General features: G+C 68.6%; 29 protein-coding genes. 27 read left to right on the forward strand and 2 right to left on the reverse strand.

Annotated features, from left to right (window positions below):
- Positions 1–15 precede the first annotated feature (15 nt).
- The 8 genes from ACO2SS_RS19525 to ACO2SS_RS19560 all read left to right on the forward strand — a co-directional run bounded on the left by ACO2SS_RS19525 (position 16) and on the right by ACO2SS_RS19560 (position 6,764).
- A complete protein-coding gene (locus tag ACO2SS_RS19525) occupies positions 16–969 on the forward strand; it encodes an oxygenase MpaB family protein (protein WP_423279447.1) in 954 nt (317 codons plus the stop codon).
- A 32-nt stretch (positions 970–1,001) separates the two neighbouring features.
- Positions 1,002–1,595 carry a tyrosine phosphatase family protein gene (locus ACO2SS_RS19530; RefSeq protein ID WP_423279448.1) on the forward strand — a complete coding sequence of 198 codons (594 nt, stop codon included), beginning with the start codon at positions 1,002–1,004 and terminating at the stop codon, positions 1,593–1,595.
- A 3-nt stretch (positions 1,596–1,598) separates the two neighbouring features.
- Positions 1,599–2,492 (forward strand): ROK family protein, encoded by an 894-nt coding sequence (locus ACO2SS_RS19535; RefSeq protein ID WP_423279449.1) that lies wholly within the window; start codon positions 1,599–1,601, stop codon positions 2,490–2,492.
- Positions 2,477–3,394, forward strand: coding sequence for a DMT family transporter (locus tag ACO2SS_RS19540; RefSeq protein WP_423279450.1), 918 nt, complete (start codon positions 2,477–2,479; stop codon positions 3,392–3,394). The genes ACO2SS_RS19535 and ACO2SS_RS19540 overlap by 16 nt, the downstream gene beginning before the upstream one ends.
- 114 nt (positions 3,395–3,508) lie before the next feature.
- Entirely contained in the window at positions 3,509–4,183 is a 675-nt protein-coding gene (locus tag ACO2SS_RS19545; protein WP_423279451.1) for a hypothetical protein, read from the forward strand.
- Positions 4,183–5,355 (forward strand): N-methyl-L-tryptophan oxidase, encoded by a 1,173-nt coding sequence (gene solA / locus ACO2SS_RS19550; protein WP_423279452.1) that lies wholly within the window; start codon positions 4,183–4,185, stop codon positions 5,353–5,355. The genes ACO2SS_RS19545 and solA overlap by 1 nt, the downstream gene beginning before the upstream one ends.
- A 116-nt stretch (positions 5,356–5,471) precedes the next feature.
- A complete protein-coding gene (locus ACO2SS_RS19555) occupies positions 5,472–5,696 on the forward strand; it encodes a hypothetical protein (protein WP_423279453.1) in 225 nt (74 codons plus the stop codon).
- Between the two features lie 78 nt (positions 5,697–5,774).
- Positions 5,775–6,764, forward strand: coding sequence for an MDR family oxidoreductase (locus ACO2SS_RS19560; protein WP_423279454.1), 990 nt, complete (start codon positions 5,775–5,777; stop codon positions 6,762–6,764).
- Here ACO2SS_RS19560 and ACO2SS_RS19565 read toward each other — a convergent pair.
- Complete coding sequence (locus ACO2SS_RS19565; protein WP_423279572.1) at positions 6,761–7,744, reverse strand: L-threonylcarbamoyladenylate synthase; 984 nt, start codon at positions 7,742–7,744, stop codon at positions 6,761–6,763. The genes ACO2SS_RS19560 and ACO2SS_RS19565 overlap by 4 nt on opposite strands.
- A 94-nt stretch (positions 7,745–7,838) precedes the next feature.
- Here ACO2SS_RS19565 and ACO2SS_RS19570 point away from each other — a divergent pair, with 94 nt between their 5' ends.
- The 16 genes from ACO2SS_RS19570 to ACO2SS_RS19645 all read left to right on the forward strand — a co-directional run bounded on the left by ACO2SS_RS19570 (position 7,839) and on the right by ACO2SS_RS19645 (position 21,839).
- Positions 7,839–9,620 carry an acyl-CoA dehydrogenase gene (locus ACO2SS_RS19570; RefSeq protein WP_423279455.1) on the forward strand — a complete coding sequence of 594 codons (1,782 nt, stop codon included), beginning with the start codon at positions 7,839–7,841 and terminating at the stop codon, positions 9,618–9,620.
- A gap of 27 nt (positions 9,621–9,647) precedes the next feature.
- Positions 9,648–10,643, forward strand: a complete 996-nt coding sequence (locus ACO2SS_RS19575; RefSeq protein WP_423279456.1) for a magnesium transporter CorA family protein — start codon at positions 9,648–9,650, stop codon at positions 10,641–10,643.
- Positions 10,644–10,655: 12 nt separating this feature from the next.
- Positions 10,656–11,219 carry a DinB family protein gene (locus ACO2SS_RS19580; protein WP_423279457.1) on the forward strand — a complete coding sequence of 188 codons (564 nt, stop codon included), beginning with the start codon at positions 10,656–10,658 and terminating at the stop codon, positions 11,217–11,219.
- Positions 11,220–11,336: 117 nt separating this feature from the next.
- Complete coding sequence (locus ACO2SS_RS19585) at positions 11,337–12,059, forward strand: SDR family NAD(P)-dependent oxidoreductase (RefSeq protein WP_423279458.1); 723 nt, start codon at positions 11,337–11,339, stop codon at positions 12,057–12,059.
- A 46-nt stretch (positions 12,060–12,105) separates the two neighbouring features.
- Positions 12,106–12,360 (forward strand): type II toxin-antitoxin system HicA family toxin, encoded by a 255-nt coding sequence (locus ACO2SS_RS19590; RefSeq protein WP_423279459.1) that lies wholly within the window; start codon positions 12,106–12,108, stop codon positions 12,358–12,360.
- Positions 12,357–12,707, forward strand: a complete 351-nt coding sequence (locus ACO2SS_RS19595; RefSeq protein WP_423279460.1) for a type II toxin-antitoxin system HicB family antitoxin — start codon at positions 12,357–12,359, stop codon at positions 12,705–12,707. Before ACO2SS_RS19590 ends, ACO2SS_RS19595 begins: the two co-directional genes overlap by 4 nt.
- A complete protein-coding gene (locus ACO2SS_RS19600) occupies positions 12,704–13,831 on the forward strand; it encodes a hypothetical protein (RefSeq protein WP_423279461.1) in 1,128 nt (375 codons plus the stop codon). The genes ACO2SS_RS19595 and ACO2SS_RS19600 overlap by 4 nt, the downstream gene beginning before the upstream one ends.
- Positions 13,828–14,292 (forward strand): NUDIX hydrolase, encoded by a 465-nt coding sequence (locus ACO2SS_RS19605; protein ID WP_423279462.1) that lies wholly within the window; start codon positions 13,828–13,830, stop codon positions 14,290–14,292. The genes ACO2SS_RS19600 and ACO2SS_RS19605 overlap by 4 nt, the downstream gene beginning before the upstream one ends.
- A 78-nt stretch (positions 14,293–14,370) precedes the next feature.
- Complete coding sequence (locus ACO2SS_RS19610) at positions 14,371–14,622, forward strand: hypothetical protein (RefSeq protein WP_423279463.1); 252 nt, start codon at positions 14,371–14,373, stop codon at positions 14,620–14,622.
- Between the two features lie 69 nt (positions 14,623–14,691).
- Positions 14,692–15,579: a YgfZ/GcvT domain-containing protein gene (locus tag ACO2SS_RS19615; protein ID WP_423279464.1), complete on the forward strand. Its 888-nt coding sequence runs from the start codon at positions 14,692–14,694 to the stop codon at positions 15,577–15,579.
- Positions 15,576–16,181 carry a DNA-3-methyladenine glycosylase I gene (locus tag ACO2SS_RS19620; RefSeq protein WP_423279465.1) on the forward strand — a complete coding sequence of 202 codons (606 nt, stop codon included), beginning with the start codon at positions 15,576–15,578 and terminating at the stop codon, positions 16,179–16,181. Before ACO2SS_RS19615 ends, ACO2SS_RS19620 begins: the two co-directional genes overlap by 4 nt.
- Positions 16,182–16,225: 44 nt before the next feature.
- Complete coding sequence (locus tag ACO2SS_RS19625) at positions 16,226–16,798, forward strand: YfbR-like 5'-deoxynucleotidase (RefSeq protein WP_423279573.1); 573 nt, start codon at positions 16,226–16,228, stop codon at positions 16,796–16,798.
- Between the two features lie 46 nt (positions 16,799–16,844).
- Positions 16,845–19,517 (forward strand): DUF2339 domain-containing protein, encoded by a 2,673-nt coding sequence (locus tag ACO2SS_RS19630; RefSeq protein WP_423279466.1) that lies wholly within the window; start codon positions 16,845–16,847, stop codon positions 19,515–19,517.
- Positions 19,518–19,556: 39 nt separating this feature from the next.
- On the forward strand, positions 19,557–19,826 hold the full coding sequence (locus ACO2SS_RS19635) for an exodeoxyribonuclease VII small subunit (RefSeq protein ID WP_423279467.1): 270 nt from the start codon (positions 19,557–19,559) through the stop codon (positions 19,824–19,826).
- A 2-nt stretch (positions 19,827–19,828) separates the two neighbouring features.
- Entirely contained in the window at positions 19,829–20,596 is a 768-nt protein-coding gene (locus tag ACO2SS_RS19640) for a TlyA family RNA methyltransferase (protein ID WP_423279468.1), read from the forward strand.
- Complete coding sequence (locus tag ACO2SS_RS19645; RefSeq protein ID WP_423279469.1) at positions 20,589–21,839, forward strand: class I SAM-dependent RNA methyltransferase; 1,251 nt, start codon at positions 20,589–20,591, stop codon at positions 21,837–21,839. The genes ACO2SS_RS19640 and ACO2SS_RS19645 overlap by 8 nt, the downstream gene beginning before the upstream one ends.
- Positions 21,840–21,841: 2 nt before the next feature.
- Here the strand turns inward: ACO2SS_RS19645 and pdxH are convergent, their stop codons facing one another.
- Positions 21,842–22,462, reverse strand: a complete 621-nt coding sequence (gene pdxH, locus ACO2SS_RS19650; RefSeq protein ID WP_423279470.1) for a pyridoxamine 5'-phosphate oxidase — start codon at positions 22,460–22,462, stop codon at positions 21,842–21,844.
- Between the two features lie 36 nt (positions 22,463–22,498).
- On the opposite strand from pdxH, the gene ACO2SS_RS19655 reads away from it, so the two are divergent.
- The 3 genes from ACO2SS_RS19655 (at position 22,499) to ACO2SS_RS19665 (ending at position 24,952) form a co-directional block, all read left to right on the forward strand.
- Entirely contained in the window at positions 22,499–22,972 is a 474-nt protein-coding gene (locus ACO2SS_RS19655; RefSeq protein WP_423279471.1) for an RT0821/Lpp0805 family surface protein, read from the forward strand.
- Positions 22,973–23,077: 105 nt separating this feature from the next.
- Entirely contained in the window at positions 23,078–23,986 is a 909-nt protein-coding gene (locus ACO2SS_RS19660; protein ID WP_423279472.1) for a DnaJ C-terminal domain-containing protein, read from the forward strand.
- Between the two features lie 81 nt (positions 23,987–24,067).
- Positions 24,068–24,952: an alpha/beta hydrolase gene (locus ACO2SS_RS19665; protein WP_423279473.1), complete on the forward strand. Its 885-nt coding sequence runs from the start codon at positions 24,068–24,070 to the stop codon at positions 24,950–24,952.
- Positions 24,953–25,036: the final 84 nt, after the last annotated feature.

The following is a 25,036-nucleotide window of genomic DNA, read 5'->3' on the forward strand; positions in this document are numbered from 1 at the left end:
CCCCAGCTACGGAACATGGGTGCCGCGACCTCCTTCGGACCGAGCTCTTTCCCCTACACGCCCCTGAAACTGGCGGACCGCCTCGCTGCACGCCTGATGCAGCCGGAGGGCGGTCCTCGCTTCGATTTCTCGGCCCCTCGCGGGGAGCCGGCTCTCGTCGGTCCGGATTCCGTCTCCTGGCGGGTCTTCAAGAACAGCGTCACGGTCTTCATCGGCGGCGTGGCGGCCGTGATCCTCGAACTCGCCGAGCCTTCCGTCCGGTCCGGCGTCTGGGAGCACTCGTCCTTTCGGCGCGATCCGCTCTTGCGGCTGCAGCGGACGGGGCTCGCCGCGATGATCACGGTCTATGGCGCGCGAAGCCGGGCCGAGGCGATGATCCGCGGCGTCGTGCGGGCTCATGACCGCGTGACCGGCACCACACCGGGGGGCGACGCCTACCGGGCGAACGATCCTCGGCTGCTTGCCTGGGTTCAGGCCACCGCGGCTTTCGGCTTTGCCGAGGCATATCACCGCTTCGCCCGTCCGCTCGCGCCCGGCGAGCGTGACGCGTTCTACCGCGAAGGCGTTCCGGCAGCGCGGCTGTACGGGGCGCTCGAAGCCCCGCGCTCCGCGACGGAGTGGGAGTCGCTTCTCGCCTCCATGGAGGGCAGCCTCGAAGCCTCGCCCATCGTCTTTGAATTCCTCGACATCATGCGCAGCACCCCGATCCTCCCCGGACCACTGCGCCTCCTTCAGGCTCCACTCGTGCGCGCCGCGATCGACCTGACGCCTAGCCGGATACGGGACCGCCTCGGGCTCGGCCCGGCGCACGGCCTGCGCTCCGGTGAGCGTGCGTTGCTCCAGGCTGCGGCAAAAGTGGCTGACCGGGTGCTGCTTCCCTCGTCGCCGGCTGTCCAGGCCTGCGAGCGCCTCGGCCTGCCGGCCGACCACCTGCTGCGGTGGCCGCGCCCGGTGCTGAAGGACGGGTAGGTCCAGCCGCCGGAATCCGGTACAGCGGGTTCATGGAACGCGCGCGCATATCCCTTCTGACGGTTTGTGGCCTCGACGAACTCGATGGGCATGCGCAAAGCCGGGTCACGCATGTCCTCTCGATCCTGGACCCCGCCTGGCCCGACCCGGAGGGCTTCGGAGCCTGGGAGCGCCACCATCGGCTGACGCTTCGCTTCCATGACATCATCGAGCCGATCCCCGGGCAGATCCTGCCGGAGCGGGAGCATGTCGAGCGCATCCTGGCTTTCGCGGAGGACCTCGCAGCCGATGCTCACCAGCGGGACGAGGGGCACCTGCTCGTCCACTGCCACATGGGCATCTCGCGCTCGACCGCGGCCATGACGATGCTGCTCGCCCAGGCCTATCCGAACGAGGATGAGGCCGCGATCCTGACCCGGCTCGTGTCGATCCGACCGCAGGCCTGGCCCAATCTGCGGATGGCCGAGTTTGCGGACGAGATTCTGGGTCGGGGAGGGCGCCTCGCCGCGGAAGTCAGCCGGCTTCACGCCCGGCAGATCGCCGAGAAGCCGCATCTCGCGGAGACCTTCCGGCGGCTCCACCGCTCTCGCGAGGTCGAGACCGCGCTGAAGGTCATGGCGGCCTGACCCATGCTGATCGGCATCGACTGGGGCGGCACGAAGATCGAGGCCATCGCGCTTTCCCGCGAGGGCGAGGTGCTCGGACGCCGCCGGGTCCCGACGCCGAAAGGTGACTACCACGGCTGCATCGCGGCCACGTCCGATCTCGTCGCCGGGATCGAGGCGACCCTCGGCCGGCGCGGCACGGTCGGGATCGGAGTGCCGGGTGCGATCTCGCCCCGAACCGGCCTCATCATGAATGCGAATTCCACCTGGAATATCGGCCGACCTCTCGACAAGGACCTGGAGCGGGCACTCGGGCGCGAGGTTCGCGTCGAGAACGACGCAAACTGCTTCGCGGTCTCGGAGGCCGTCGACGGGGCAGGGGCGGGCGCTTCGGTTGTCTGGGGTGTGATCCTGGGCACTGGAGCGGGATCGGGCATTGCGATCGAGGGCCGCGCGATAGGCGGGCGCAACCGCATCGCCGGGGAATGGGGCCACAACCCGCTTCCCCGACCTGCCGACAACGAGCGCCCGGGCCCCCTCTGCTATTGCGGTCGCCATGGCTGCAACGAGACCTTCGTGTCGGGCACGGGTTTCGAGCGCGACTTCCGGGAGCGGACCGGCCGGCAGCTCCCTGGGCCGGAGATCGCGGAGCTGATGCGCGCCGGGGATCCGGCCGCGCGAGCCACCTACGAGGCCTATCTCGACCGGCTTGGACGTGGCATCGCCGCGGTCGTGAACCTGCTCGATCCGGATGTCATCGTCCTCGGGGGCGGCATGTCGAACCTCGATGAGCTCTATGAGGATCTGCCGAGGCGGATCGAGCCGCACGTCTTCTCGGACACCTTCACGACGCCGGTCCTGAAGCCCCGCCACGGCGATTCCTCCGGCGTTCGCGGTGCGGCATGGCTGTGGAAGTAGCCCGTTCGGGCACGCGCGAGATCGAGTCCGGCACGGCTGCGCTCGTCCCGGTTCTCGGGCTCCTTTGGGGGCTGAACTGGGTCGCCGTCCGGATCTGCCTCGACGAGATCCCGCCCTGGACCCTTCGCTTCCTCGGCTTCGCGGCCGGAACTGCGGCCCTGCTCGGCTTCATGTTGCTGAAGGGGCGTTCGCTGCACATTCCGCGGAAGCATTGGTGGCGCGTGGTGGCCGTCGGCTTCTTGTCGATCACCTGCTACAACCTGTTCAGCGCCTTCGCGCAGCTCTCCGCGAGTACGACCCGGAGCGCCGTCCTCTCCTATACCATGCCGATCTGGGCCGTGATCCTCGCCAGGATCGTGCTCGGCGAGCGGCTCGATCTTCGTCGCGGCATCGGGCTGGCGCTCGGGATCGCAGGCCTCCTTGCCCTCGGCTGGCCGATCGTGGTGGCCGGCCAGTTCTCGATGGGGCTCGTCTACGCGGTAATGTCCGGAATCGTCTGGGCAGGCGGCAGCGTATTGCTGAAGCGGTTTCCGATCGATGCCGGCGCGATCACGATCGCCTGGTGGCAGCTGCTTCTCGCACTCCCCGTTACGCTCATCGGGATGCTCATCTTCGAGGGAATGCCGGAACTGCGCGCGCTTGAGCCAAGGACGCTTTGGGCGTTCGCCTATCACGCGATCCTGGCCCAGGCGGCCGCGACCGCCATCTGGTTCATGATCCTCGAAAGCCTGCCGACCGGGGTCGCCGCGATCGGCTCGCTCCTCGTTCCCGCAATCGGCGTGCTCGGTGCCACGCTGCTCCTCGGGGAACACCCGACAATGGGCGACCTGCTGGGTCTGGCCTTCATCGTGACGGCCTCCGCCGTCGTGCTTCTCCGCTTCCCGCAGCCCAGCCGGGCCTAACCGTCCGGATACCTCGATGGCCGATCATGCCGGCATGATTCGGCCGAGCATCAGTCCGTGAGTGCGTTTCGCGATGAGCGGAATCGGAAGTCGCTGGAACGGCTCCGGCGCGCCATGCCGGGGATCTTCCCAGGCGCCGTGCTGGCGCATGCATTGTCCCGACCCTTCATTCCGCCTACGCCTCGCCGCGCGATCGAAGGCTACTGGCGAGCCCATCCTCTTCGGGCGGATCGCCTCGCTCGCGCGCTCGCCCTGCGGAGCGGCGCGCCGGAAGGCTGGACCTGGCGCCTCGACGGGGCGGGCGGCACCGCCCGTTCGCTGAGCTTCCGGACCCCGCCTGCTCCATTTCGGGAGCAGCTTTTCAGCCGCGGTCCAGGCCATTGCTGCATCTGCGGACAGCCGGTGTTCAGGCTCGGCTGGCATCGTGATCTCTGGGGGGAGGGCAAGGTCAACCGGAACGCGACCTGGCATGCGGCCTGCGTCGCGGCATGGCGGTTCTGGTGCGATCCCAGCGATCACGTGCAGGTCCTGAAGCGGCGCCAGGGACGACGCTGCCTGGAGGAAGGCAAGCGCCTGCTGAAATCCGCCGAAGTGGACCACCGGGTCCCGCTCTTCAGCGTCTGGCGCGATCGTCGGGACGAGCCTTGGCCGTCCCTACTGGCCTTCTGGGGCGCGCCGAACTTGCAGGTCGTGAACCGGGAGGCGCATGTGGCTAAGTGTGCGCGGGAGGCCGGAGCGCGGTCTGGCCGGCGGGAGATCGTCTCGCCGAGCCCGCTTGCAGAGGTTTGATGGCCATGATGGTGGCTGACGCGATCGTAATCGGGCTGGGCGCGATGGGCAGCGCGGCCGCTCTCCAGCTTGCCCGCCGAGGCGCGAAGGTCATCGGCATCGACAGGTTCTCGCCGCCGCACGAGCACGGTTCGAGCCATGGCGAGACGCGCATCACCCGCGAGGCGATCGGCGAGGGCGAGTGCTACGTCCCGCTCGTGAAGCGGGCGCACGAGATCTGGCGCGAGATCGAGGCGGAGACAGGCGAGGAACTGCTTGTCCAGTGCGGCGGCCTCGTCCTGTCCGGGGCCTGCTCCAGCCACCCCAAGAAGGCCGGGTTCCTCGACCAGACGGTTGCCGCAGCCCAGCGCTACAACGTCCCGCACGAGGTCCTGTCGGCCGACGAGGTCGGGACGCGCTTCCCGCAATTCGTCCTGGAGGGCGACGAGCGCGCCTATTTCGAGCCGGGCGCCGGCTTCGTGTATCCCGAGCGCTGCATCGCGGCGCAACTCCGCCTCGCCGCGCAGGCGGGAGCTTCCCTCCGCACGGGCGAGATCGTCACGGCGATCTCCTCGTCCGGATCAGGCGTGCGGGTCGAGACAGACCGCGGCGTCTACGAGGCGGGCCGGGCGATCCTTTCGGCCGGCGCCTGGAACCCTGGCCTCGCCGGAAGCCCGCTCGGCCATTTGTCGATTTATCGCCAGGTGCTGAACTGGTTCGAGGCCGAGGACCCGGCACAATACACGCCCGGACGGTTCCCCGTCTTCATCTGGATGCACGGCAGCGAGGGCGACCAGTCCTACGGCTTTCCCATCCCGCCCGGAACCGAGGGCCTGAAGGTCGCTACCGAGACCTATGAGCGAACGCTCGGCTCGCCCGACGAGATCGACCGCACCGTCGCCTCCGCCGAGACGGCTTTCACCTACGACAAGCACGTCAGGAGCCGCTTGCGTGGCGTTACGGAGCGCTGTCTCAAGTCCAAGACGTGCCTCTACACGCTCGCCCCGGACAGCCGCTTCGTCATCGACGCCCATCCGGAGAACGACCGGCTCACGATCGTGTCGGCCTGCTCCGGCCATGGCTTCAAGCATTCGGCCGCGATCGGAGAGGCGGTCGCAGAGCATACGCTCGAGGGGCGGTCCCGGCTGGACCTGTCGCCATTCCGGGTGCCCGAGCTTGGGGGCGCGGCATGAGCGCCGCGCCGGGGGCGTGCCGGATTTCCGCAGTTGCGGCCGTTTCTCGACGATGTGCTTAAGTCATCCTTCACGTGGCAGGGACAAACTGCTTCCTCGCGTGCGGAAGCATTTGAGTGAATCCCATGTCCTTCGGAATGCGTATCGAGCAGCGCGTGGCTGACCGGCAGGTCCGTTATTCGGGTAATTCCACCCGCCCGCTGACGGCTCTTGCGATCGCCTTCGCGATCTTCTGCATCTACGACTACTCCCCATACGGGTACGGCTACGTCGCGGCTTTCCTCGGGGACGCGCAGCGCTGGTTTCAGGCCTATATGCGGAGCTTCCACCTCAAGATGTAGGCCCTCAGGCCACGGCCGAGCCGGGTTGACAGAACCCGGCCCGGCGGCTCCTTCCAGCTTTCAAATGGGAGGAACCGCATGGCATCGTTCAAAGCCGTCGTGATCGACAAGACGGAGGCCGGCGCCGCCGCCCCTGTCATCCGTGATTTCACCGAAACCGACCTGATGGACGGCGACGTGACCGTCCGGGTCAGCCACTCGACCGTCAACTACAAGGACGGGCTCGCGCTCACCGGGAAAGCTCCGGTCGTGCGCCGCTTCCCGATGATACCCGGCATCGATTTCGCCGGCACGGTCGAGGTCTCCACCCACCCGGAGTTCAAGCCCGGCGATGCCGTTCTCCTCAACGGCTGGGGAACCGGCGAGACGCATCTGGGCGCCTATGCCGAGCGCTCGCGGGTCAAGGGTGACTGGCTGGTCAAGCTGCCCGACGGGATGTCGCCTGCGGAAGCCATGTCGATCGGAACCGCCGGCTATACGGCGATGCTCTCGCTCATGGCGCTCGAGCGGCACGGGCTGTCGCCTGATCGGGGGGCGGCCGTCGTGTCGGGAGCGGCCGGCGGCGTCGGCTCGGTCGCGATCGCGCTGCTGGCCACGGCCGGATGGCACGTAATCGCATCAACCGGCCGGACGAGCGAGGAAGCGTATCTGAAGAGCCTCGGCGCGGCCGAGATCATTCCGCGGGACGAACTCGCCGGAAAGGGGCGCCCGCTCGGCAAGGAGCGCTGGGCGGCAGGGATCGACACCGTCGGCTCGACGACCCTGGCCAACATGCTCTCCATGACGAAATATGCCGGGGCGGTGGCGGCCTGCGGCCTTGCAGGCGGGATGGACCTTCCTGCCTCCGTCGCCCCGTTCATCCTTCGCGGCGTCGCGCTCCTCGGGATCGATTCGGTGATGGCGCCGAAGGCCCTCCGCCAGGAGGCCTGGAACCGCCTCGCCCGCGAACTCGATCGCGAAAAGCTCGCGAGCATGACCCGGACGATCAAGCTCGACGACGTGATCGAGGCCGGCCGCGACATCATCGATGGCAAGGTCCGCGGCCGGATCGTGGTGGAGATCGGCTAGGGCCGCTCTGCCGCCGCCCGCCGCAACCGATCGTTGATCGCCTCGCCGAGCCCGGAACCCGGGATGGGCGCAACCGCGATCGTGGCTGGTCCGGCGCCGTCCAGCCGCCGGAGGTAGCCGAAAAGGTTCGCGGCGGCTTCGGCGAGGTCGCCCGCTGGGCTGAGGTTCAGGCGAGCGGCCGCATCTCCAGGAACATCTGGGCCGAAGGACAGCGCAGCCTCGCCCGGGCGCACCTGCGTCGCGTTCAGGCGAACCTGGGCCCGCGGGGCGTAGTGCGAGGCGAGCGCTCCAGGCGCTATGGGTTTTCCGCCCGCTTCGCCTGCCTCGTCGAGACGACGGCCGAGAACCTCCTCGATTGCCTCGCGTGAAACGCCACCCGGGCGAAGCAGGCGAGGCCGGCCATCAAGGCAGGCGACAATCGTGGATTCGACCCCGACACGCGTTGGGCCGCCATCCACGACCGCATCGATTCGCCCGGAGAGGTCCTCCAGCACATGCGCCGCCTCGGTTGGGCTGACGCGGCCGCTTCGGTTGGCCGATGGCGCAACGACCGGGAAGCCGCATGCCTGGAGCAGGGCGCTCGCGACCGGATGGGCCGGGACCCTCAAGGCCACGCTGTCGAGCCCGGCGCGGGCCAGGTCCGAGACCGTGCAGGCCGGCGAGACGGGGACAACGAGCGTGAGCGGCCCTGGCCAGAACACTTGCGCGAGCCGCCGCGCATCGTCGTCGAAGAGGCCCTCGCGCATTGCGGCCTCCGCGCTCGGCAGGTGAGCGATGAGCGGATTGAACCGCGGTCGCTCCTTGGCTGCGTAGAGGCTGGCCACCGTGCGGGCGCTGCGCCCGTCCGCCCCGAGCCCGTAGACCGTCTCCGTCGGGAAGGCGACCAGCCCCCCGGCCGCGAGGATCGCGGCAGCGCGTTCGATATCGGCCTGTCCCGGTCCGAGCCGCTCCGTCGCACGCGAAGAAGCCTCGCCCGTCATTGACGCGGTCGCGCTCACGTCACATCAATCCGCCCGTCATTGGCGGGCGCTAGGCGAGTGCGTCCGCAACGTCAACTGAGCGGGGGAGATGGGCATGAGCTATCGTGCGCCTGTGGCCGAGATGGCCTTTGTGATGCGGCACGTGGCTGGGCTCGATGCCGCCGTGGCGGAGGGCCTCTACGGAGACCTGACCACAGACCTCGTCGAAAGCGTGCTGGAAGAGGCAGGTCGCTTCGCGGCCGAGGTCGTGGCGCCCCTCAACCGGGTCGGCGATCAGCATGGCACGCCGCTCAAGGATGGCGTGGTCACCATGCCGCCGGGCTGGAAGGAGGCCTACACGGCCTGGACGGCCGGCGGCTGGAACGCGCTGCCCGGCCCGGAGGAATATGGCGGCCAGGGCCTTCCGACCCTGGTGGCCGCCGCCTGCTCCGAGATGTGGAACTCGGCCGCGATGGCCTTCGGGCTCGGCCCGCTCCTGACGATGGGAGCCGTCGAAGCGGTGGAGAAGCACGGCTCGCCCGAGCTCAAGGAGCGCTACCTCGGCAAGCTCGTATCGGGCGAATGGACCGGGACCATGAACCTGACGGAGCCGCATGCCGGATCCGACCTCGCCGTGCTCCGCACGCGAGCGGAGCGGGTCGGCGACGGGACGTACCGCATCACCGGCACCAAGATCTTCATCACCTATGGCGAGCATGACCTGACGGACAACATCGTCCACCTCGTGCTCGCGCGGTTGCCCGACGCTCCGCCCGGGACCCGCGGCATATCGCTGTTCCTGGTCCCCAAGATCCTCCCGGACGGAACGCACAACGATCTTCGCTGCTCGGGGGTCGAGCACAAGCTCGGCATCCACGGTTCCCCGACCTGCACGATGACGTATGGCGACCATGGTGGCGCCATCGGCTGGCTGATCGGCGAGGAGAATCGCGGCCTCGCCTGCATGTTCACGATGATGAACAACGCCCGCCTGAATGTCGGACTGCAGGGCGTCGCGATCGCGGAGCGGGCCTACCAGGCGGCTCTCGCCTATGCGTCCGAGCGCAGGCAGGGGAAGGCCGCGGGCTGGAACGGGGAGGGCATGAGCCCGATCATCGAGCATTCCGACGTGCAGCGGATGCTCCTCACGATGAAGGGCTACACCGCCGCATCGCGGGCGATCTGCTATCTCACGGCGGCCGCGCTCGATCGGGCCCGGCTCTGCCCCGACCCGGAGGGACGGAGGCGCGCAGCGGAGCGCGCCTCGCTCCTGACGCCGATCGCGAAGGCGTTCTCCACCGACATCGGGATCGAGGTCGCGTCGATCGGCGTCCAGGTTCACGGCGGAATGGGCTTTATCGAGGAGACGGGCGCTGCACAGCATCTCCGCGATGCGCGCATCCTGGCGATCTACGAGGGCACGAACGGCATCCAGGCGATCGACCTCGTCGCCCGCAAGCTGCCGCTCTCCGCGGGTGAGGCGGTTCGGGCCGAGATTGCAGGCATGTGGTCCGTGCTGCGACGCGTGACGCAGAAGGGCGGGCCGGGCTTCGGCCTCACGGCGCCGCGCCTGCGGGCCGCGGTCGAGAGCCTCGATCGTGCGTCGAGCTACATCCTCGCGGCGCTCGGCTCGGGCGAACAGGACAGGGCCCTCGCGGCGGCGACGCCCTACCTGCGGCTGTTCGGCCTCGCTCGCGGCGGCGTCGCCCTGGCGGAGGAAGCGCTTGCCGCGCAGGCGGCCATCCAGGCGGGCGACAACGATCCCGCCCAGCCCGGGCGGATCGCGCTCTGCCGGTTCTTCGCGGAGAACCTTGCGGTCGCGTCGGGGGGGCTGGAGGAAGCCGTCATGACAGGCGGCGATTTCGGGGCTGACGCCCGACTCGCGCTCGCCAGCTGACCGCCTCGACAGCCGGCGCACGCCTCGATGATCTTCGTCCATCTGCCGCCCGGGCCGGACGCCTGGCCCGGAACCCTGGTCGAGCGCCGCATCCTGGATCCGGCCGAGCCGATCCCTTCGGGGTCCCTGTGGATCGACCTCGTGTCGCCGACCCGGGAGGAGGACAATAAGGTCGAGCGCTTTCTCGGGATCGAGGTGCCGACCCGCGAGGACCAGGCGGATATCGAGCCGTCCGAGATCCTCTATGCCGAGCATGGCGCCCGCTACCTGACGGCGCGCCTCCTCTGCCGCGCGGACGAGGATGACCCGATCCTCACGGCCGTCAGCTTCATCGTGAAGGATTCGACTCTCATCACGGTGCGCTACGAGCAGCCGCGCGCCTTCCAGATGTTCGCGCACAAGGTCGCGCGGGTGTCCGGCCTCGGGAAGTCGGGCGAGGAGGTTCTGGCAGGCCTCCTGGAGACGATCCTCGACCGGTCGGCCGACATCCTGCAATTGGCTGGCGAGCGGGTCGACAGCCTCTCGAATGCGATCTTCGCCACGAATACGGATCCCGGCCGGCGCAACGCCGAGTACCAGTCCCAGCTCCGCGCGCTGGGTAAGACGGGCGACCTCATCTCGAAGCAGCGCGAGAGCCTCGTCTCGATCGAACGCATGCTCCTCTTCGTCACCGCCGACTACCGGGCTGCCAAGGTCGAGAAGGAGCTTCGCGACAAGATGCGGACCGTCCTGCGCGACCTCCAGTCGCTGGAGGAGCATGCGACCTTCCAGGCCAACAAGATCCAGTTCTTGCTCGACGCGACGCTCGGCCTGGTGAACCTCGAGCAGAACAACATCATCAAGCTGTTCTCGGTCATGGCGGTGGTCTTCATGCCGCCGACCCTCATCGCCTCGATCTATGGGATGAACTTCAGGCACATCCCGGAGCTCAACTGGGCGGTGGGATACCCGCTGGCGCTGCTCCTGATGGTGTTCGCGGCCGTGATGCCGTACTTCTTCTTCCGCTGGAAACGGTGGCTCTGACGGGAGCGGAACATGGGCGCATCGCTCCTGCAGTCATTGCGCGCGATGGCCTACAACAATGCGTGGGCCAACCACCGGCTGCACCAGGCCTGTTCGGCCCTGACGCGGGCCGAGTTCGAGGCGCCGCGCTCCGGCTTCTTTCCCTCGATCAAGCTCACGCTGAACCACATCCTGGTGATCGACTGGTTCTACGTCGATGCCCTCGAAGGGGGGACGCTCGGGCCAGCGGCCTTCGCCGACCAAGCGCCTTGCTCGACCATGCGCGAGCTTGCCGCTGCCCAAGCCACGGTGGATCGGCGACTGATCGCCTGGTGCGAGGCCATGGACGAGGCAACGCCCGACACGATCGTCCAGGTGCACAGGGGCGAGCGGATCCAGCGGGAGCGAGCCGACCGGCTGCTGCTGCACCTGTTTCAGCACCAGGTGCATCACCGCGGCCAGGCGCACGCGATGCTGAGCGCGACGAGCGCCGCCCCACCCCAGCTGGACGAGTTCTTCTCGCTGGGCGAGGCGCCTCTCAGGGCAGCCGAATTCGCTGCGCTTGGCTGGTCCGAAGAACAGGTCTGGCGGGAATGAACCTGCGTCGGCCGCGCCGCATGGACGCTCGTCCGCCGGCCGGGTAGAATCCTGCCCGAACTCTCTTCCACGACAGGCCAGCCATTGCCCGAGCGCCAGAACCAAGGCCGTCGCGTCATGTTGCTTACCGGCGCAAGCCGGGGGATCGGTCATGCGACCGTGAAGCGGTTTCAGGCCGCAGGCTGGCGCGTCATCACCTGCTCGCGGCACGCCTTTCCCGAGGATTGCCCGTGGGAGGCGGGTCCGGAGGACCACCTCAATGTCGACCTCGCCGATCCGGACGATACCCGCCGTGCGATTGCCGACATCAAGGAGCGGCTGGTGCCGGAAGGCGGCATGCTCCACGCGCTCGTCAACAATGCGGGGGTCTCGCCCAAGGGGCCGGGCGGGAAGCGGCTCTCCGGCCTCGACACGCCGCATGCCGATTGGCTGCACGTGTTCCAGGTCAACTTCTTCGCGCCGATCATGCTGGCTCGGGGCCTGTGCGATGAGCTCGCGCGAGCTCGCGGGTCGATCGTCAACGTGACCTCGATCGCGGGCTCCCGCGTTCATCCCTTCGCAGGTGCGGCCTATGCCACGTCGAAGGCCGCGCTGGCCGCGCTCACGCGGGAGATGGCGTCCGACTTCGGGCCGCTGGGCGTGCGCGTGAACGCGATCTCGCCGGGCGAGATCGACACCTCGATCCTGTCGCCCGGGACGGAGAAAATCGTGGAGACGATACCTCTCCGTCGCCTCGGCACCACCGACGAGGTGGCGAAGTCGATCTACTTCCTGTGCACCGAGGCTTCGTCCTACGTGAACGGCGCTGAGCTTCACATCAACGGCGGGCAGCACGTTTGATGTCAGGGTGGCTTGATGTCGCCCACTTCCCGGCCGATATGCTTGCATGAACAGCAAGCACCGGGCCACGCTCGCTGCAATCTTTACCGAGCCGGTACCAAGCTCGATCGAGTGGCGGGACCTGGAAGCATTGCTGGTTGCAGCGGGTTGTCGGGTGATCGAGGGATCTGGGTCGCGTGTGCGTTTTGAGCGCAACGGGATGATCGCCAGTTTCCACCGCCCCCATCCGGCCAAGGAGGCCAGGCGCTACCAAGTGCGGGATGCGCGGGAGTTTCTCGTGAAGCTTGGAATCAGGCCATGAGCACGCTGAACCACCGGGGCTATTTCGCCCGGGTCGAGTTCGATCCGGACGACGAGCTCTTCACCGGACGGGTAGCTGGGATCAACGACGTCATCGGCTTTCATGCCGGCGACGTCGACACCTTGAAGAGTGCCTTCCGGGAAGCCGTCGATGATTACCTCGCCACATGCGAGAAGCTCGGACGGGCTCCGGAGAAGCCGTATTCCGGCCGCGTGATGTTTCGTGTGTCACCTGAAGTTCATGCTCGGGCGGCGCTTGCCGCCGAGATGTCCGGCAAGAGCCTGAACCAATGGGCGGAGGAGGCGCTTCGTGCTGCCGCCGCCCGCACGCTGGAGCGCGCCGGTTGACCAGAAGCATCAAAGCTCGCGCTCTCGACCTGAGTGGCTCCGCGTTCGCGGGAGCCGCTTTGCTGGCCGTGACGGCGCATTCGGCCTCTGCCGAGCCGAAAGTCTCGATCCTGCAGCTTCCGTTCGAGGTGCGGGAGTTCCGCGGGCCCGGGACGCGCGCTGCGGCGGTCGCGCCCTCTCTCGCGCCACTGAGGTCGGACGCGTCCCTGAAGGACAAGCCGCTCGCCGTCGTCTGGGGTGACCGGGGTGGGGCGGTGCTGACGCTTGCGGGCGGCGAAGTGCGGGCCATCCAGCTCGGCGCCGGGGCGGCGGATCTCACGACTGCAGAGACGGAGCGAGGTGCCATTCCGGCTTCCCGGATCGAGGCTGCCGGTCCGATCACGGCGAGCCTGACCGACCCTACCCGCGAATACCCGCATGAAGCGCTCGGCGCCTCCGTTCACGCCAAGAGCGTCTCCATCTCGGAGCGACGCCCGGTTCAGATCGCCGCCGGAGCCCAACGCGTGCCGGTCGAGGTCTCCCGGGTCGAGGCTGGCCCGGATGCTGTCTTCGAGGACCGCGAGCCTCGCCTCGCGCAGCTCGGTCGGGAAGCCCCGCCCGAAATCGTGACGGTAAAAACCTATCCGCGGCAGGGTTCGGCACTCGCCGTGATCGGGCGGCGCGGCGGGACGTGGAGGGTGGTGGCCGAGACGCCGCCTGCCGGAGAACCGAACACCTGGCTGAATCCCGCCGCCTTCGCAGACTTCCTCGGGACGGGGCGCCCGCAGATCGCACTCGTGCGCAAGCCTCACGCCGATGGCGTCGTCCAGCTCTGGGCGTTCGAGGGCGATGCGCTCACGCTGAAGGGCGAGAAAGCTGGCTACGCCAACCATGTCTTCGGGCGCAGCGCCCAGGATCTCGCCGCCACGTCCGATCTCGATCGGGATGGTCGCCCCGAACTCATCGTCCCGACGCAGGACCGACGCAGCCTGGCGGTCCTGTCCATGAAGGACGGCATCCGCGAGGTCGCCCGGATCCCCCTCCCGGCGCGGGCGGAAACCGGCATCGCCGCGCTCGGCGCTGGATCCGACCTGCACATCCTCGTCGGCCTGGAGGACGGACGGATCGCCGACATCCGGCCGTGACGGCGTCGCGCCTCTGTCCGGATCGGCCGTTCCTGGCCGCCTCGGTCTGCGTCGTTCGGGAGGGCAGGGTGCTGCTCGCCGCGCGCGGACGCCCGCCCCTCAAGGGCGTGTTCACGCTCCCGGGCGGGCTAGTCGAAACCGGCGAGACGCTAGCGGATGCTGCGCTCCGCGAACTGGAGGAGGAGGTCGGCGTCCGGGCCGAGATCGTCGGCTTTGTTGGTCCCGTCGAGGTCATCGAGCGGGACGAGGAGCAACGCACGAAGCATCACTTCGTCATCCTGGCCCATGCCGCGCGCTGGGTCTTTGGCGACGGCCAGACCGGCGACGAAGCGCTGGAGATACGCTGGCTCCGGCCTGAGGAGCTTGCCTCGGTCCGGACGACGGCAGGGCTGCCGGCGATCGTCGCCCGGGCCGTTGCCCTCGTGTCACAGGGGGCAAGTTCCGGAGGATGTCCCGCGTGACGTTAACCTCTTCGTAAATGCGGGACTGGCGGCCGGGCCGCCGCCTGATACAACCGGTGCAGCAAGAGCCGGCACCTGATGATCGACAACGACATGACCTCGCCCGACGAGGTCGGATTGGCCAAGCGCGTGGCGCTTGCCTATGTGACCGAGGCTTTTGCCGAGGCGGAACTCGACGGCATCGATGGCGACTGTGTCGTCCAGGCGGCGCTGTTCGCGGCGTTCAAGCACCTCGTCGAGGTCTATGGCGAGGAGCAGACCGCGGCCTATGCCGAAGGCCTGCCGGCCCGCATCCGTGCGGGCGGTTTCTCGATCTGCCCGAGGCATTGACGGCCTGCCCTTGAGGGGCAGCGGCGGGGGTCGTACACCCGCGGCACGAGTCTCCTTATGGAGCTGGCCGTGCCCGTTGCCCACCTGTCCGATCGTGCGATCCTGAAGGTCTCCGGTCCGGAGGCCCGATCCTTCCTCGACCGTCTCGTTACCTGCGACCTGGATCGACTCCCGGCGGCCGGCGCGCGCTACGGTGCGCTGCTCACGCCGCAGGGCAAGATCATCTGCGACTTCATCCTGTTCGACGGATCCGCTCTTGAGGCGGGGTCTGTTTATCTCGACATACCAGAGGCTTACGCCGCCGATCTCGCCAAACGTCTCAGCATGTACAAGCTGCGCGCCCAGGTCACGATCGAGAATCTCGGCGAGTCCTACGCTGCGCTGGCCGGTTGGGGCGAGACCTCCGCGCCGACCGGGGAGCGGCATCTTGTGGCCTGCGACCCGCGCCTGGAAGCGCTCGGCTGGCGCGCCATCGTCGAGCGGGGTGGCCTGATGGAAGCCGGCTCTCCGGCCGATGGCGAGGGGGCGTACCATGCCCACCGCGTCGGGTGCGGCGTTCCCGAAAGCGGCCGCGACTTCACGCTTGGTGATGCCTTCCCGCACGAGGCCATGATGGACCAGCTCGACGGAGTCGATTTCGACAAGGGCTGCTATGTCGGCCAGGAGGTCGTCTCCCGGATGCAGCATCGCGGCACGGCCCGGACCCGCATCGTGCCCGTGGTGTTCGACGGCGACCCACCCACGTCGGGCCAGGCGGTCACGGTCGGCGAACGGCCTATCGGCAAGGTGGGCAGCATTGCAGGCGAACGCGGCCTCGCCTTGCTCAGGCTGGACCGCGTGGCGGATGCGCTTGCCGCCGGCCAGCCCATCATGGCGGGCGACGTCCCGATCCGTCTGGAGAAGCCGGCCTGGGCGCACTTCCCGTTCCCGGGCGAGAGCGGGTTTCCTGCAGCATGAGCGAAGGACTTGTCTCCCATGAAGACGGCTGCAGCCGCTGCTGGTGGTGCGGCACCGACCCGCTCTATGTCGCCTATCACGACACCGAATGGGGCGTTCCCGAGCGCGACGGCCGGGCCCTCTACGAGAAGCTGATCCTCGATGGCTTCCAGGCTGGGTTGTCCTGGATCACCATCCTGCGCAAGCGCGACAACTTCCGCCGCGCCTTCGCGGATTTCGATCCCGAGCAGATCGCGCTCTTTACGCCCGAGCATGTCGAGGCCCTGATGCTCGATCCCGGGATCGTGCGGAACCGCGCCAAGATCGAGGGCACGATCCTGTCCGCGCGGGCATACCTGGAGATGGGCGGCCCGGAGGCCTTCTCGCGCTTCCTCTGGAACTATGTCGGCGGCGCGCCGCTCCAGCCCCGCCGCGGGATGCGGGGCGACATCCCGGCTGCGGACGAGCTCTCGAAGGAGGTTTCGGCCGCGCTGAAGAAGGCCGGCTTCAAATTCTGCGGCCCGACCATCGTCTACGCCTTCATGCAGGCATGCGGCCTGATCAACGACCACCTCGTCGGCTGCCACCGCCAGATGGCCTGCGAGGCACTCGCGCAGCCGTGAGAGGGAGCCGCCGGCCGGAGAAGGCGCCGCGGGCCTGGCAGCGCATGCTGTCCGGCCGGCGGCTCGACCTGCTCGACCCGTCCCCCTTCGACATCGAGGTCGAGGATATCGCGCACGGGCTGGCGCGGGTGGCGCGCTGGAACGGCCAGACCGTCGGAGACCATGTCTTCTCCGTCGCGCAGCACTCGCTCCTGGTCGAGGCGATCGCGGACGAGATCGCGCCCGGCCTGCCGGATGCGGCACGGCTCACGATCCTGCTTCACGACGCGGCGGAATACGTCATCGGCGACGTCATCACGCCGCTGAAATCCGTGATTGGCGACGGCTATGCAGCCGTGGAGGCGCGGTTGCGCGCTGCCGTGCATCTTCGGGTCGGCCTCCCCGCCGAACCGCCCGTGGAACTCACCCGCCTCATCAAGCGCGCGGACAGGATCGCGGCATATCTCGAAGCGACGAAACTCGCAGGCTTCTCACGAGGTGAGGCGGATGAGATCTTCGGTCGCCCCGAGGTGGAGCCCCGAAGCCTCGGGGGCTATCTGACGGCATGGCCGACGCACGAGGCGCAGCGGCGATTCCTCCAGCGGTTCGGCGAACTCTCCGGCGTGCAATCGCGCTGATCGTGGCGGCTGCTTGCTCTCATCGTTCCCTGTGGAAGGATCGGCCTTGATCGAGGCGCTTCTGATCGCGGCCGTCCTGGTCGCGTTCTTTCGCCAGCGCGCACGCCTGCAGGGGCTGGAGCGGCGCCTGAACGAGCTCGAGGCGGCCTTTCGGGTCGCCGGCGGCCAAGCGGCAATTCCGCCTGCGGTGCCGGACGCGCCTTCGGCCGCGGTGGAACAGGCTGCGCCCGGACGGCCCCCTGAGGGCTCGACCGACGAGGCCGTGCAAGGATCACAGGATACTGTTCCGGCAACTGTCGCATCGCCAGTGCCGGCGCGCCGGCCGGGGATCGAGGAGCGGCTCGGCGCGCGCTGGGCGGTGTGGGTCGGAGGATTGGCGCTGGCATTCGGCGGCCTGCTGCTCGTCCGCTACTCGATCGAGCAGGATCTGATCGGGCCGCGCCTCCGCGTCGCGCTTGGGGCTCTTCTCGCGGCTGGGCTCGCGGGCGCTGGCGAGTGGCTGCGACGGCGCGAGCAGCCGATCCCCTTGCCGGCCTTCACGAGCGCGAACATCCCGGCTGTGCTGACGGCTGCCGGCACCTCGACCGCCTTCGCGGTCGCCTATGCGGCCTATTCCCTCTACGAACTGATCGGACCCACGACGGCGTTCCTGCTGCTCGGGCTCCTCTCGGTCGCCACCATGGCGGCCGCGGCCCTGCACGGTCCGGCGCTCGCCGGACTTGGTCTCGTGGCGGCGCTGGTCTCGCCGCTGCTCGTCGAGACGGACTCTCCGAACGCGCCGGCACTCGTCGTCTATCTCGGCTTCGTGGCTGCCGCCTCCTACGCGGTCGCGCGGCTGCGTCTCTGGCGCTGGCTTGCCATCGCGGGCGCGGCCGGGGCGATGCTCTGGGGCCTTGCCATCACGGTCGGCGGCTCCGGCGGGGCGGCGGTGGCGCACACTCTCCTGCAGGCCGCGCTGGCGATCGGCTTCCTGGTTGCCGATCCGCACCGCGGAAGGTCGGCGGGCGAGGCCCTCACGGACCGGTTCGGCTCGGCGGTGCTCGCGGGCTTCGCGCTCCTCGGGATCTTCGCCGCAGCGCAGCTTGGATTCGGGCTCGGGCGGCCGCTCTTTGCCGGTGCGCTAGGGCTCATGCTGCTCGCCGCCGCCTGCCGCTTCCCGCCGGTTGCGCCGGCGGCCGCGTCGGCCGCGCTTCTGGCTGTTGGAACCTTGCTCACCTGGCCCGTCGAGGGCGAGGCAGGAGCCGAGCCGATCACCGTGCTGGAGAGCATGGTTGCCGGAACCCCACTCCCAGCCGCCGTCGGGACCTATCTCGTCTCCGCGCTGCTGTTCGGGGCAGGGATCGCCGCAATGTCGCTTGGCCGGATAGTGCGCGGGCCGGATCTCCGGCTCGTCCCGGCTGCCTGGTATCTCGGGGCGGCGACGCTCGGACCGATCCTTGAGCTGATCGTCGTCTACGGCCGCGTGACGGCGTTCGAGCGCAGCGTTCCGTTCGCGCTCGTCGCGGCCGCGCTGGCCGCCGCCTTTGCCGGGGTCGCCCGCTTCTTCCGCGTGGAGGAAGGTCGCCGCGTGGCAGCCGGCCGGTTCCGGGATGTGGCTCTCCTCGCGGTCGGGGCGACCGCTTCGGCCGCCATTGCCGCCCTGGCGCTCGGGTTCACTATGGCCCTGGACCGGGGCGTTCTCACCGTATCGCTCGCGCTCGCCGCTCTCGGGACGGCCTATGTCTCGCAGCGGGCGGCCGTGCCGGCCCTTCGCTACGTCGTTGGCGGCCTCGGGATCGTGGTCGCGGCCCGCCTGGCCTGGGATCCAAGGATCATGGGAGGCGATCTCGGTCGCACCCCGATCCTGAACTGGCTTCTCTTCGGCTACGGGGTGCCGGCCGTTTCGTTCTGGCTCGCGGCCCGCATCCTCGCGGCAACCGCCCGGGACCGCATCGTGCCTCTCTGCGAGACGCTGGCGCTTCTGTTCTCGGCCCTGCTCGTCTCCCTGCAGATCCGCCACGCGCTGCATGACGGCGACATCTATGCCGCGCGCTTCGACCATCTCGAGGCCGGCCTCCTGGTGACGCAGGGTCTCTGCTTCTCACTCCTCACGGCGCGGCTGGCCTCCAGGCGAGCCCATCCTGTCTATTGCGTCTTCTCTCTCGGCTTCGCGACGTTGTCGCTGCTCGGCGCTGCCGGCACGCTCCTCCTCTTCGAGAACCCGTTCATCACGGGCGACCGGGTTGCAGGCGGCGCGGTCCTCAACACGCTGTTGCCGGCCTATCTCATCCCGGCCGCAGCCGCGGCCGCGCTGGCTGCCGGGAGCCGGGGCGTGCATCCCCGGGCCTTCGTGCTCGCGGCAGCCGGCTTGGCGCTCGTGCTCGAGATCGCCTATGCCTGCCTCCAGGTGCGGTTCCTGTTCCAGGGCCCCAACGTCCTGTTCCTGCGCTGGACGAGCGACGCGGAGCTGTGGACCTACTCGCTGGTCCTGATCGCGAATGGCATCGCGCTGCTCGCCGCCGGTTTTCTCTGGGATTCCCGCGAAGCCCGGCTGGCCTCGGCCGCCTGCATCGTGGCCGCCGTGCTCAAGGTCTTCGTCATCGACCTCGCCGGGCTCGAGGGACTTCTCCGGGCGCTCTCTTTCGTGGGGCTCGGCCTCGTGCTGGTCGGCATCGGCTTCGTGTACCAGAGGCTGCTCGCCGGCCGCGCCGGGTCACCGGCTGCGGACAACCCTGCCTGATCCTTGTCAGGCGAGGGACGGGCGCCCATAAGTCCCGCCATGAGCGAGAGTGATCTGCACGCCGTCGAGCCGCATGCCGACGTGGCCGGCCTGCCCTTCGAGAAGGCCCTGGCCGAGCTCGAGGACATCGTGCGCCAGCTGGAGGGCGGTCGCGTGCCGCTCGAGGAATCCATTGCGATCTACGAGCGGGGCGAGGTGCTGAAGCGGCACTGCGAAGGCCTTCTCAAGCGTGCCGAGGCGCGAATCGAGCGGATCACCCTCGGTCCCGACGGGCGGCCGACCGGCACGGCTCCGCTCGATCCCTCCTGACCTTGGGCAGGAGCAGCGCCACGCCCACCCTGGGTCTGCCGGAGCGGCGGCGGGCCGATACTTACCTGGTCGAGCTCGGGCTGTTCGAGAGCCGGGCCAAGGCCAAGGCTGCCATCGAGGCGGGGCTCGTCGAGGCCGATGGCCAGCCCGTGCGGAAGCCCTCGGACACGATCCCGGTCACGGCACGAATTTCGGCTGAAGCACCTCATCCCTGGGTTTCGCGCGGCGGGGTGAAGCTCGCCGCGGCACTGGACGCGTTCGGAATCGACCCGGCCGGCCGGATCTGCCTCGATGTCGGCGCGTCCACGGGCGGCTTCACGGATGTGCTGCTGTCTCGCGGCGCCCACCGGGTCTATGCGGTCGATGTCGGCACCTCTCAGCTTCACCCGAAGCTCCTGGCGGACCCCCGCGTGGTCACGCTGGAGCAAACCGACATACGTCGGCTCGCAACCTCGCGCGTTCCGGACGAGATCTCGCTCTGCGTCGTGGACGTGAGCTTCATCTCGCTCAAACTCGTCATTCCCGAGCTCACCCGCTTCATGAACACCAGCAGCTATCTCGTTGCTTTGATTAAGCCTCAATTCGAAGTCGGGCGCGCAGCGCTCGGGCGCGGCGGGATCGTGCGGGATGAGGCCGCGGCCGCGGGGGCAGTGGCCGACATCGTCTCCTGCGCCGCTGCGCACGGCTTCTCCGCACTCGGGACGATGCCGTCTCCGATCCAGGGCGGCGACGGGAACCGCGAGTTCCTCATGGCGGCCCGCCGTGATTGAATCTGTCACGATCGCCCGCCTCGGTGCGAATGGGGATGGGGTCGCGGATCGTCCCGGCGGCCCGCTTTATGTCGCCGGGTCGCTGCCAAGTGAGGTGGTGCGGGCGGAGGTCGAGCGCGACCGTGGCCGGATCGTGGAGCTGGAGACCACCAGCCCCGACCGGGTCGAACCCTTCTGCCCATATTTCGGGACCTGCGGCGGCTGCGTTGCCCAGCATGTCGGGCCGTCGCTCTACGCGGATTGGAAGCGTGGCAAGCTCGAGTCGGCCCTGGCGAGGGCCGGCGTGCCGGGCGAGGTCGAAGCTCTCGTCGATGGCCATGGCGACGGGCGCAGGCGCGTGACCTTCCACGCCCGCGAGATCGAGGGCGAGATGCAGGTCGGCTTCATGGAAGCACGCACGCACCGCCTCGTTCGCATCGAGCGTTGCCCGATTACCGTGGAGGCGCTTGCCGACGCTCCCAAGGTCGCCACCGTGCTCGCAAGCCGGATGAAGGGCCTTCGCAAGCCGCTTGATATTGCTGTGACTTCGGTGCGCGAAGGTCTCGACGTGGACCTGCGCGGTTCAGGCCCGATCGATGAGCGCCGCCGCCAGGTGCTGGTCGCCGAGGCAAAGGCGCTGGGGCTCGCGCGGCTGTCGCTGCATGGCGAGACGCTGGTGGCCTATCAGCGCCCGACCATCGTCATGGGCCGGGCGGAAGTCGCCCCACCCGCTGGCGGCTTTCTCCAGGCGACGGCGAAAGGCGAGGCCGAACTCGCCGCGGTGGTTCTCGATGGCTGCCGCGGGGCCAAGAAGGTGGCGGACCTGTTCGCCGGGAGCGGGCCATTCACCCTCCGCCTCGCCGAGAAGGCGGAGGTTCATGCGGTCGAGAGCGACCGGCATGCGCTGGCCGCACTCGACGCGGCTGCCCGCGGCACCGCTGGCCTGAGGCGCGTCACGACGGAAGTGCGCGATCTCTTTCGCAGACCGCTGCTCTCGACCGAGCTCGAGCGCTTCGATGCGGTCGTGCTCGATCCGCCGCGGGCCGGTGCCGAGGCGCAATGCCGTCAGCTGATCCTGTCATCCCTTGGGGCCGTGATCATGGTGTCCTGTGATCCCGGGACATTCGCGCGCGACGCTGCGATCCTGGTCGAAGGCGGGTTCGCCCCGGAGCGGATCGTTCCCGTCGATCAGTTCGCCTGGAGCGCGCACGTGGAAGTCGCGGCCGTCTTCCGGCGGAAGGTCTCCCGGAAGCGGCGGCGCTGAGCTCAGGGATAGAGGCGGGTCCGGACCCATCCGTCGGCCGTGCGCGTGAAACGCACCCGGTCATGGAGACGGAACGGCCGGTCGTGCCAGAACTCGATCTGGACGGGAGCGATCCGGTATCCGATCCAGTAGGGCGGGCGCGGGACACCGCCGATCGCGTACTTGGCCGTATATGAGGCGATCGCCTTCTCGAAGGCGAACCTGCTCTCGAGGGGGCGGGATTGCTGGCTGGCCCAGGCTCCGATCCGGCTGTCGCGCGGCCGGCTGGCGAAATACTCGTCGGCCTCGGCGTCCGTGACGCGGGTCACCGGCCCACGCGCCCGCACCTGCCGGCGAAGGCTCTTCCAGTGGAAGACAAGCGCCGCCTTAGGATTCTGCGTCAGCTCGACGCCCTTGGCGGATTCCACGTTCGTGTAGAAGACGAAGCCGGCCTCGGTCGCCTCCTTCAGGAGTACCATGCGAACATCGGGCAACCCGTCCGCATCGACAGTCGCGAGGGCCATGGCGTTCGGATCGTTGGGCTCCGATCGCCTTGCCTCCTCCATCCAGGCGGTGAACAGCCGGAAAGGCTCCTCGGCTTCGGTAAAATCACCGCTTTTTAACTGGTCGGAGCTTGTATCCATCGCCACGTGTCGAAGCCGTTGAGTACGATTGTTCGGATGTCAGGCAATTATAGGTTGGTCTGGCTGTTTCGCGAAATGCGGGGTCTCGCGGCGGGCGCAGTGGGGGTTCTGGCGATGGCGCCGGTGCTCGCAGGCTGCAGTTTCGCCATTCCCTCCCTGACCGCAAAGGCGCCGGAAGATGTGACGGGCTCCATCACGCCTGCACCGGCCGCGCTGAAGCTTTTCCCGGAGCTTGGGCCGGAGGAGGTGCGGCGCCTCCGTGCGGCGCTCACGGTCGCGCTCGATCCGCAGGGGAACGGCAAACCGGTCAAGTGGGATAATCCGGAGAGCGGCATGGGCGGCGATATCACGCCGAGTGGTGCTCCTTTCGTGGAGGCGAACGAGATCTGCCGCGCCTTCACGGCCTCCCTCGAGAGCGCGTCCGTTTCCAAGACTGCCCAAGGAAAGGCCTGCAAGGTTTCCGCTGACGAATGGGTCTTGCGAAAGCTGGAGACAAAGCCACAATCGTGACGGGGTGCCGCATGGGGTCGTTGCGTTTGAGCAACACCTGCCCCACATGACACGCGACGCCACTGCAGGGCAGTGATGCCCGATCAGGCAGAGGTTCGGAGGCCCATGCGAAACCCCTACGACGTTCTCGGCGTGTCAAAGAGTGCTGGCGAGGCGGAGATCAAGAAGGCGTTCCGCAAGCTCGCCAAGAAATACCATCCCGACAGCAACAAGGACGACCCCAAGGCGAAGGACAAGTTCGCCGAGGCGAACAGCGCCTACGAGATCCTGGGCGACGCGGAGAAGCGTGCCCAGTTCGACCGTGGCGAGATCGATGCCGAAGGGAAACCCCGGTTCCAGAGTTTCGAGGGATTCGGCGCCGGCGGTGGCCGCGAGGGCTTCTCGTTCGGCTTCGGCGCCGGCTCGCCCTTCGGCCGCGGCACCGGGCGTACCGCAGGCGCCGGGGAAGACATCTTCTCCCAGCTTTTCGGTGAAGCCATGAGAGGCGCCAGCCGACCCCGCGCGACCCGCGGCGACGACATCGAGGCGACCTTGGAGGTCGAGCTCGAGGACATTGCGCGCGAGGAGAAGCAGCGCATCACGCTTCCGGGCGGGCGCGAGGTCGAGGTGACGCTGCCTCCCGGGATCGCGGACGGCCAGACCGTGCGGCTGCGCGGCCTCGGCCGGCCCGGAGCCGGCGGTGCCGAGCCGGGAGATCTCCTCCTCACGCTCAAGATCGCCGCGCAGGATCGCTACACCATCGAGGGCAGCGACCTCCGCATGCGGCTGGCGGTCGACCTGGAGGACGCAGTCCTTGGCGGCAAGGTCAGGGTCCCGACCCCGACCGGCGTGGTGGAGATGAACGTTCCGGCCATGACGAGTTCGGGTCGGACCTTCCGGCTGCGCGGAAAGGGGTTGCCGGCCAAAGGCGGAAAGGGAGACCTCTTCGTCACGACCGAGATCCGGCTGCCCTCCGAGGATGACGAGGCGCTCGTGGAATACGCAAGGAAGCGCCGCGCCGAAAAGGTCGGCTGACGCCGAACGAGAGTCGGCCTTCGCCGGCCACGAGCCAGCCATATTGCCGGCTCACGCCTCTGCCGGATGGAGGCGCCGGCCATGGGCCAGAGCGAGATCGCGGCCGTCCGTGCTCTGCTGAGCTCGAAGCCTCGTCCGGTGGGCTGGGCGGAGCGCCGCCAGCGCCTGGACGAGGTGGGCACCGTCTGGCCCGTTGCCAGCGACATCCGCCTTTCTACGGTAGAGTTCGGCGGCATCCCCGCCGAGTGGTCGCTCGCACCCGGAAGCGACCCGTCGCGTGTTCTCCTCTACTTCCACGGCGGCGGCTACTGCTCGGGTTCCATCGCGAGCCATCGCCGCCTGGTGACCGAGGCGGGGAGGGCGGCCGGGCTCCGGACGCTCGCCGTAGGGTATCGCCTCGCCCCGGAACACCCGTTTCCCGCAGCGCTGGAAGACGCCTGGGCGGCGTGGCGCTTTTTCCGGGAGGGCGATATCCCCGCAGGCAACATCGTCATCGGCGGGGATAGCGCCGGCGGCGGGCTGACGCTTGCCTTGGCCTGCGGGTTGCGGGACGCTTCCGAGGAGCTTCCCGCCTGTCTCTGGCTGCTGTCGCCCTGGACGGATCTGACGATGTCGGGAGCCACCCTCGGCACCAAGGATGAGGTCGATCCGCTCATCCATGCCCCGTATCTCGCCGAACTCGCGGAGGCGTATCTGCCGAAGGGTTTCGACAGAACGGATCCGCGTGTGTCGCCCCTCTACGCGGATCTAAGAGGCCTGCCGCCGACGCTGGTCCAGGTCGGCTCGGCCGAAACTTTGCTGGCGGACGCTACCCGGTTCGCCGCATCCGCCGGCGCCGCCGATGTTGCCGTGACGCTCGAGGTCTGGCCGCAGATGATCCATGCTTGGCCGTTGTGGAACGCGCACCTCGCTGCCGGGCGCGAGGCGCTCGCCTCGGCGGGCAGCTTCATGCGGCAAAGGCTCTGAAGTCGATTGCGGCGGTCCAAACAGGCGCTGGCAACCTTTGCAGTCGCCAGGGCTTGTTAACGGTGCCGGCTGGTGCGCTGGCCC

This window comes from Enterovirga sp. CN4-39 (assembly GCF_049446235.1).
GTDB lineage: Bacteria > Pseudomonadota > Alphaproteobacteria > Rhizobiales > Beijerinckiaceae > Enterovirga.

What these genes read in the sequence shown, in the direction of transcription:
- ACO2SS_RS19620 (WP_423279465.1), top strand. Translation starts at nt 15,576, where the DNA reads ATGAGCGAAGGACTTGTCTCCCATGAAGACGGCTGCAGCCGCTGCTGG.
- ACO2SS_RS19535 (WP_423279449.1), top strand. Translation starts at nt 1,599, where the DNA reads ATGCTGATCGGCATCGACTGGGGCGGCACGAAGATCGAGGCCATCGCG.
- ACO2SS_RS19665 (WP_423279473.1), top strand. Translation starts at nt 24,068, where the DNA reads ATGGGCCAGAGCGAGATCGCGGCCGTCCGTGCTCTGCTGAGCTCGAAG.
- ACO2SS_RS19575 (WP_423279456.1), top strand. Translation starts at nt 9,648, where the DNA reads ATGATCTTCGTCCATCTGCCGCCCGGGCCGGACGCCTGGCCCGGAACC.
- ACO2SS_RS19585 (WP_423279458.1), top strand. Translation starts at nt 11,337, where the DNA reads ATGTTGCTTACCGGCGCAAGCCGGGGGATCGGTCATGCGACCGTGAAG.
- ACO2SS_RS19580 (WP_423279457.1), top strand. Translation starts at nt 10,656, where the DNA reads ATGGGCGCATCGCTCCTGCAGTCATTGCGCGCGATGGCCTACAACAAT.
- ACO2SS_RS19655 (WP_423279471.1), top strand. Translation starts at nt 22,499, where the DNA reads ATGTCAGGCAATTATAGGTTGGTCTGGCTGTTTCGCGAAATGCGGGGT.
- ACO2SS_RS19610 (WP_423279463.1), top strand. Translation starts at nt 14,371, where the DNA reads ATGATCGACAACGACATGACCTCGCCCGACGAGGTCGGATTGGCCAAG.
- ACO2SS_RS19570 (WP_423279455.1), top strand. Translation starts at nt 7,839, where the DNA reads ATGAGCTATCGTGCGCCTGTGGCCGAGATGGCCTTTGTGATGCGGCAC.
- ACO2SS_RS19660 (WP_423279472.1), top strand. Translation starts at nt 23,078, where the DNA reads ATGCGAAACCCCTACGACGTTCTCGGCGTGTCAAAGAGTGCTGGCGAG.
- ACO2SS_RS19590 (WP_423279459.1), top strand. Translation starts at nt 12,106, where the DNA reads ATGAACAGCAAGCACCGGGCCACGCTCGCTGCAATCTTTACCGAGCCG.
- ACO2SS_RS19545 (WP_423279451.1), top strand. Translation starts at nt 3,509, where the DNA reads ATGCCGGGGATCTTCCCAGGCGCCGTGCTGGCGCATGCATTGTCCCGA.
- ACO2SS_RS19530 (WP_423279448.1), top strand. Translation starts at nt 1,002, where the DNA reads ATGGAACGCGCGCGCATATCCCTTCTGACGGTTTGTGGCCTCGACGAA.
- ACO2SS_RS19540 (WP_423279450.1), top strand. Translation starts at nt 2,477, where the DNA reads ATGGCTGTGGAAGTAGCCCGTTCGGGCACGCGCGAGATCGAGTCCGGC.
- ACO2SS_RS19560 (WP_423279454.1), top strand. Translation starts at nt 5,775, where the DNA reads ATGGCATCGTTCAAAGCCGTCGTGATCGACAAGACGGAGGCCGGCGCC.
- solA (WP_423279452.1), top strand. Translation starts at nt 4,183, where the DNA reads ATGGCCATGATGGTGGCTGACGCGATCGTAATCGGGCTGGGCGCGATG.
- ACO2SS_RS19565 (WP_423279572.1), bottom strand. Translation starts at nt 7,744, where the DNA reads ATGACGGGCGAGGCTTCTTCGCGTGCGACGGAGCGGCTCGGACCGGGA.
- pdxH (WP_423279470.1), bottom strand. Translation starts at nt 22,462, where the DNA reads ATGGATACAAGCTCCGACCAGTTAAAAAGCGGTGATTTTACCGAAGCC.
- ACO2SS_RS19625 (WP_423279573.1), top strand. Translation starts at nt 16,226, where the DNA reads ATGCTGTCCGGCCGGCGGCTCGACCTGCTCGACCCGTCCCCCTTCGAC.
- ACO2SS_RS19525 (WP_423279447.1), top strand. Translation starts at nt 16, where the DNA reads ATGGGTGCCGCGACCTCCTTCGGACCGAGCTCTTTCCCCTACACGCCC.
- ACO2SS_RS19635 (WP_423279467.1), top strand. Translation starts at nt 19,557, where the DNA reads ATGAGCGAGAGTGATCTGCACGCCGTCGAGCCGCATGCCGACGTGGCC.
- ACO2SS_RS19595 (WP_423279460.1), top strand. Translation starts at nt 12,357, where the DNA reads ATGAGCACGCTGAACCACCGGGGCTATTTCGCCCGGGTCGAGTTCGAT.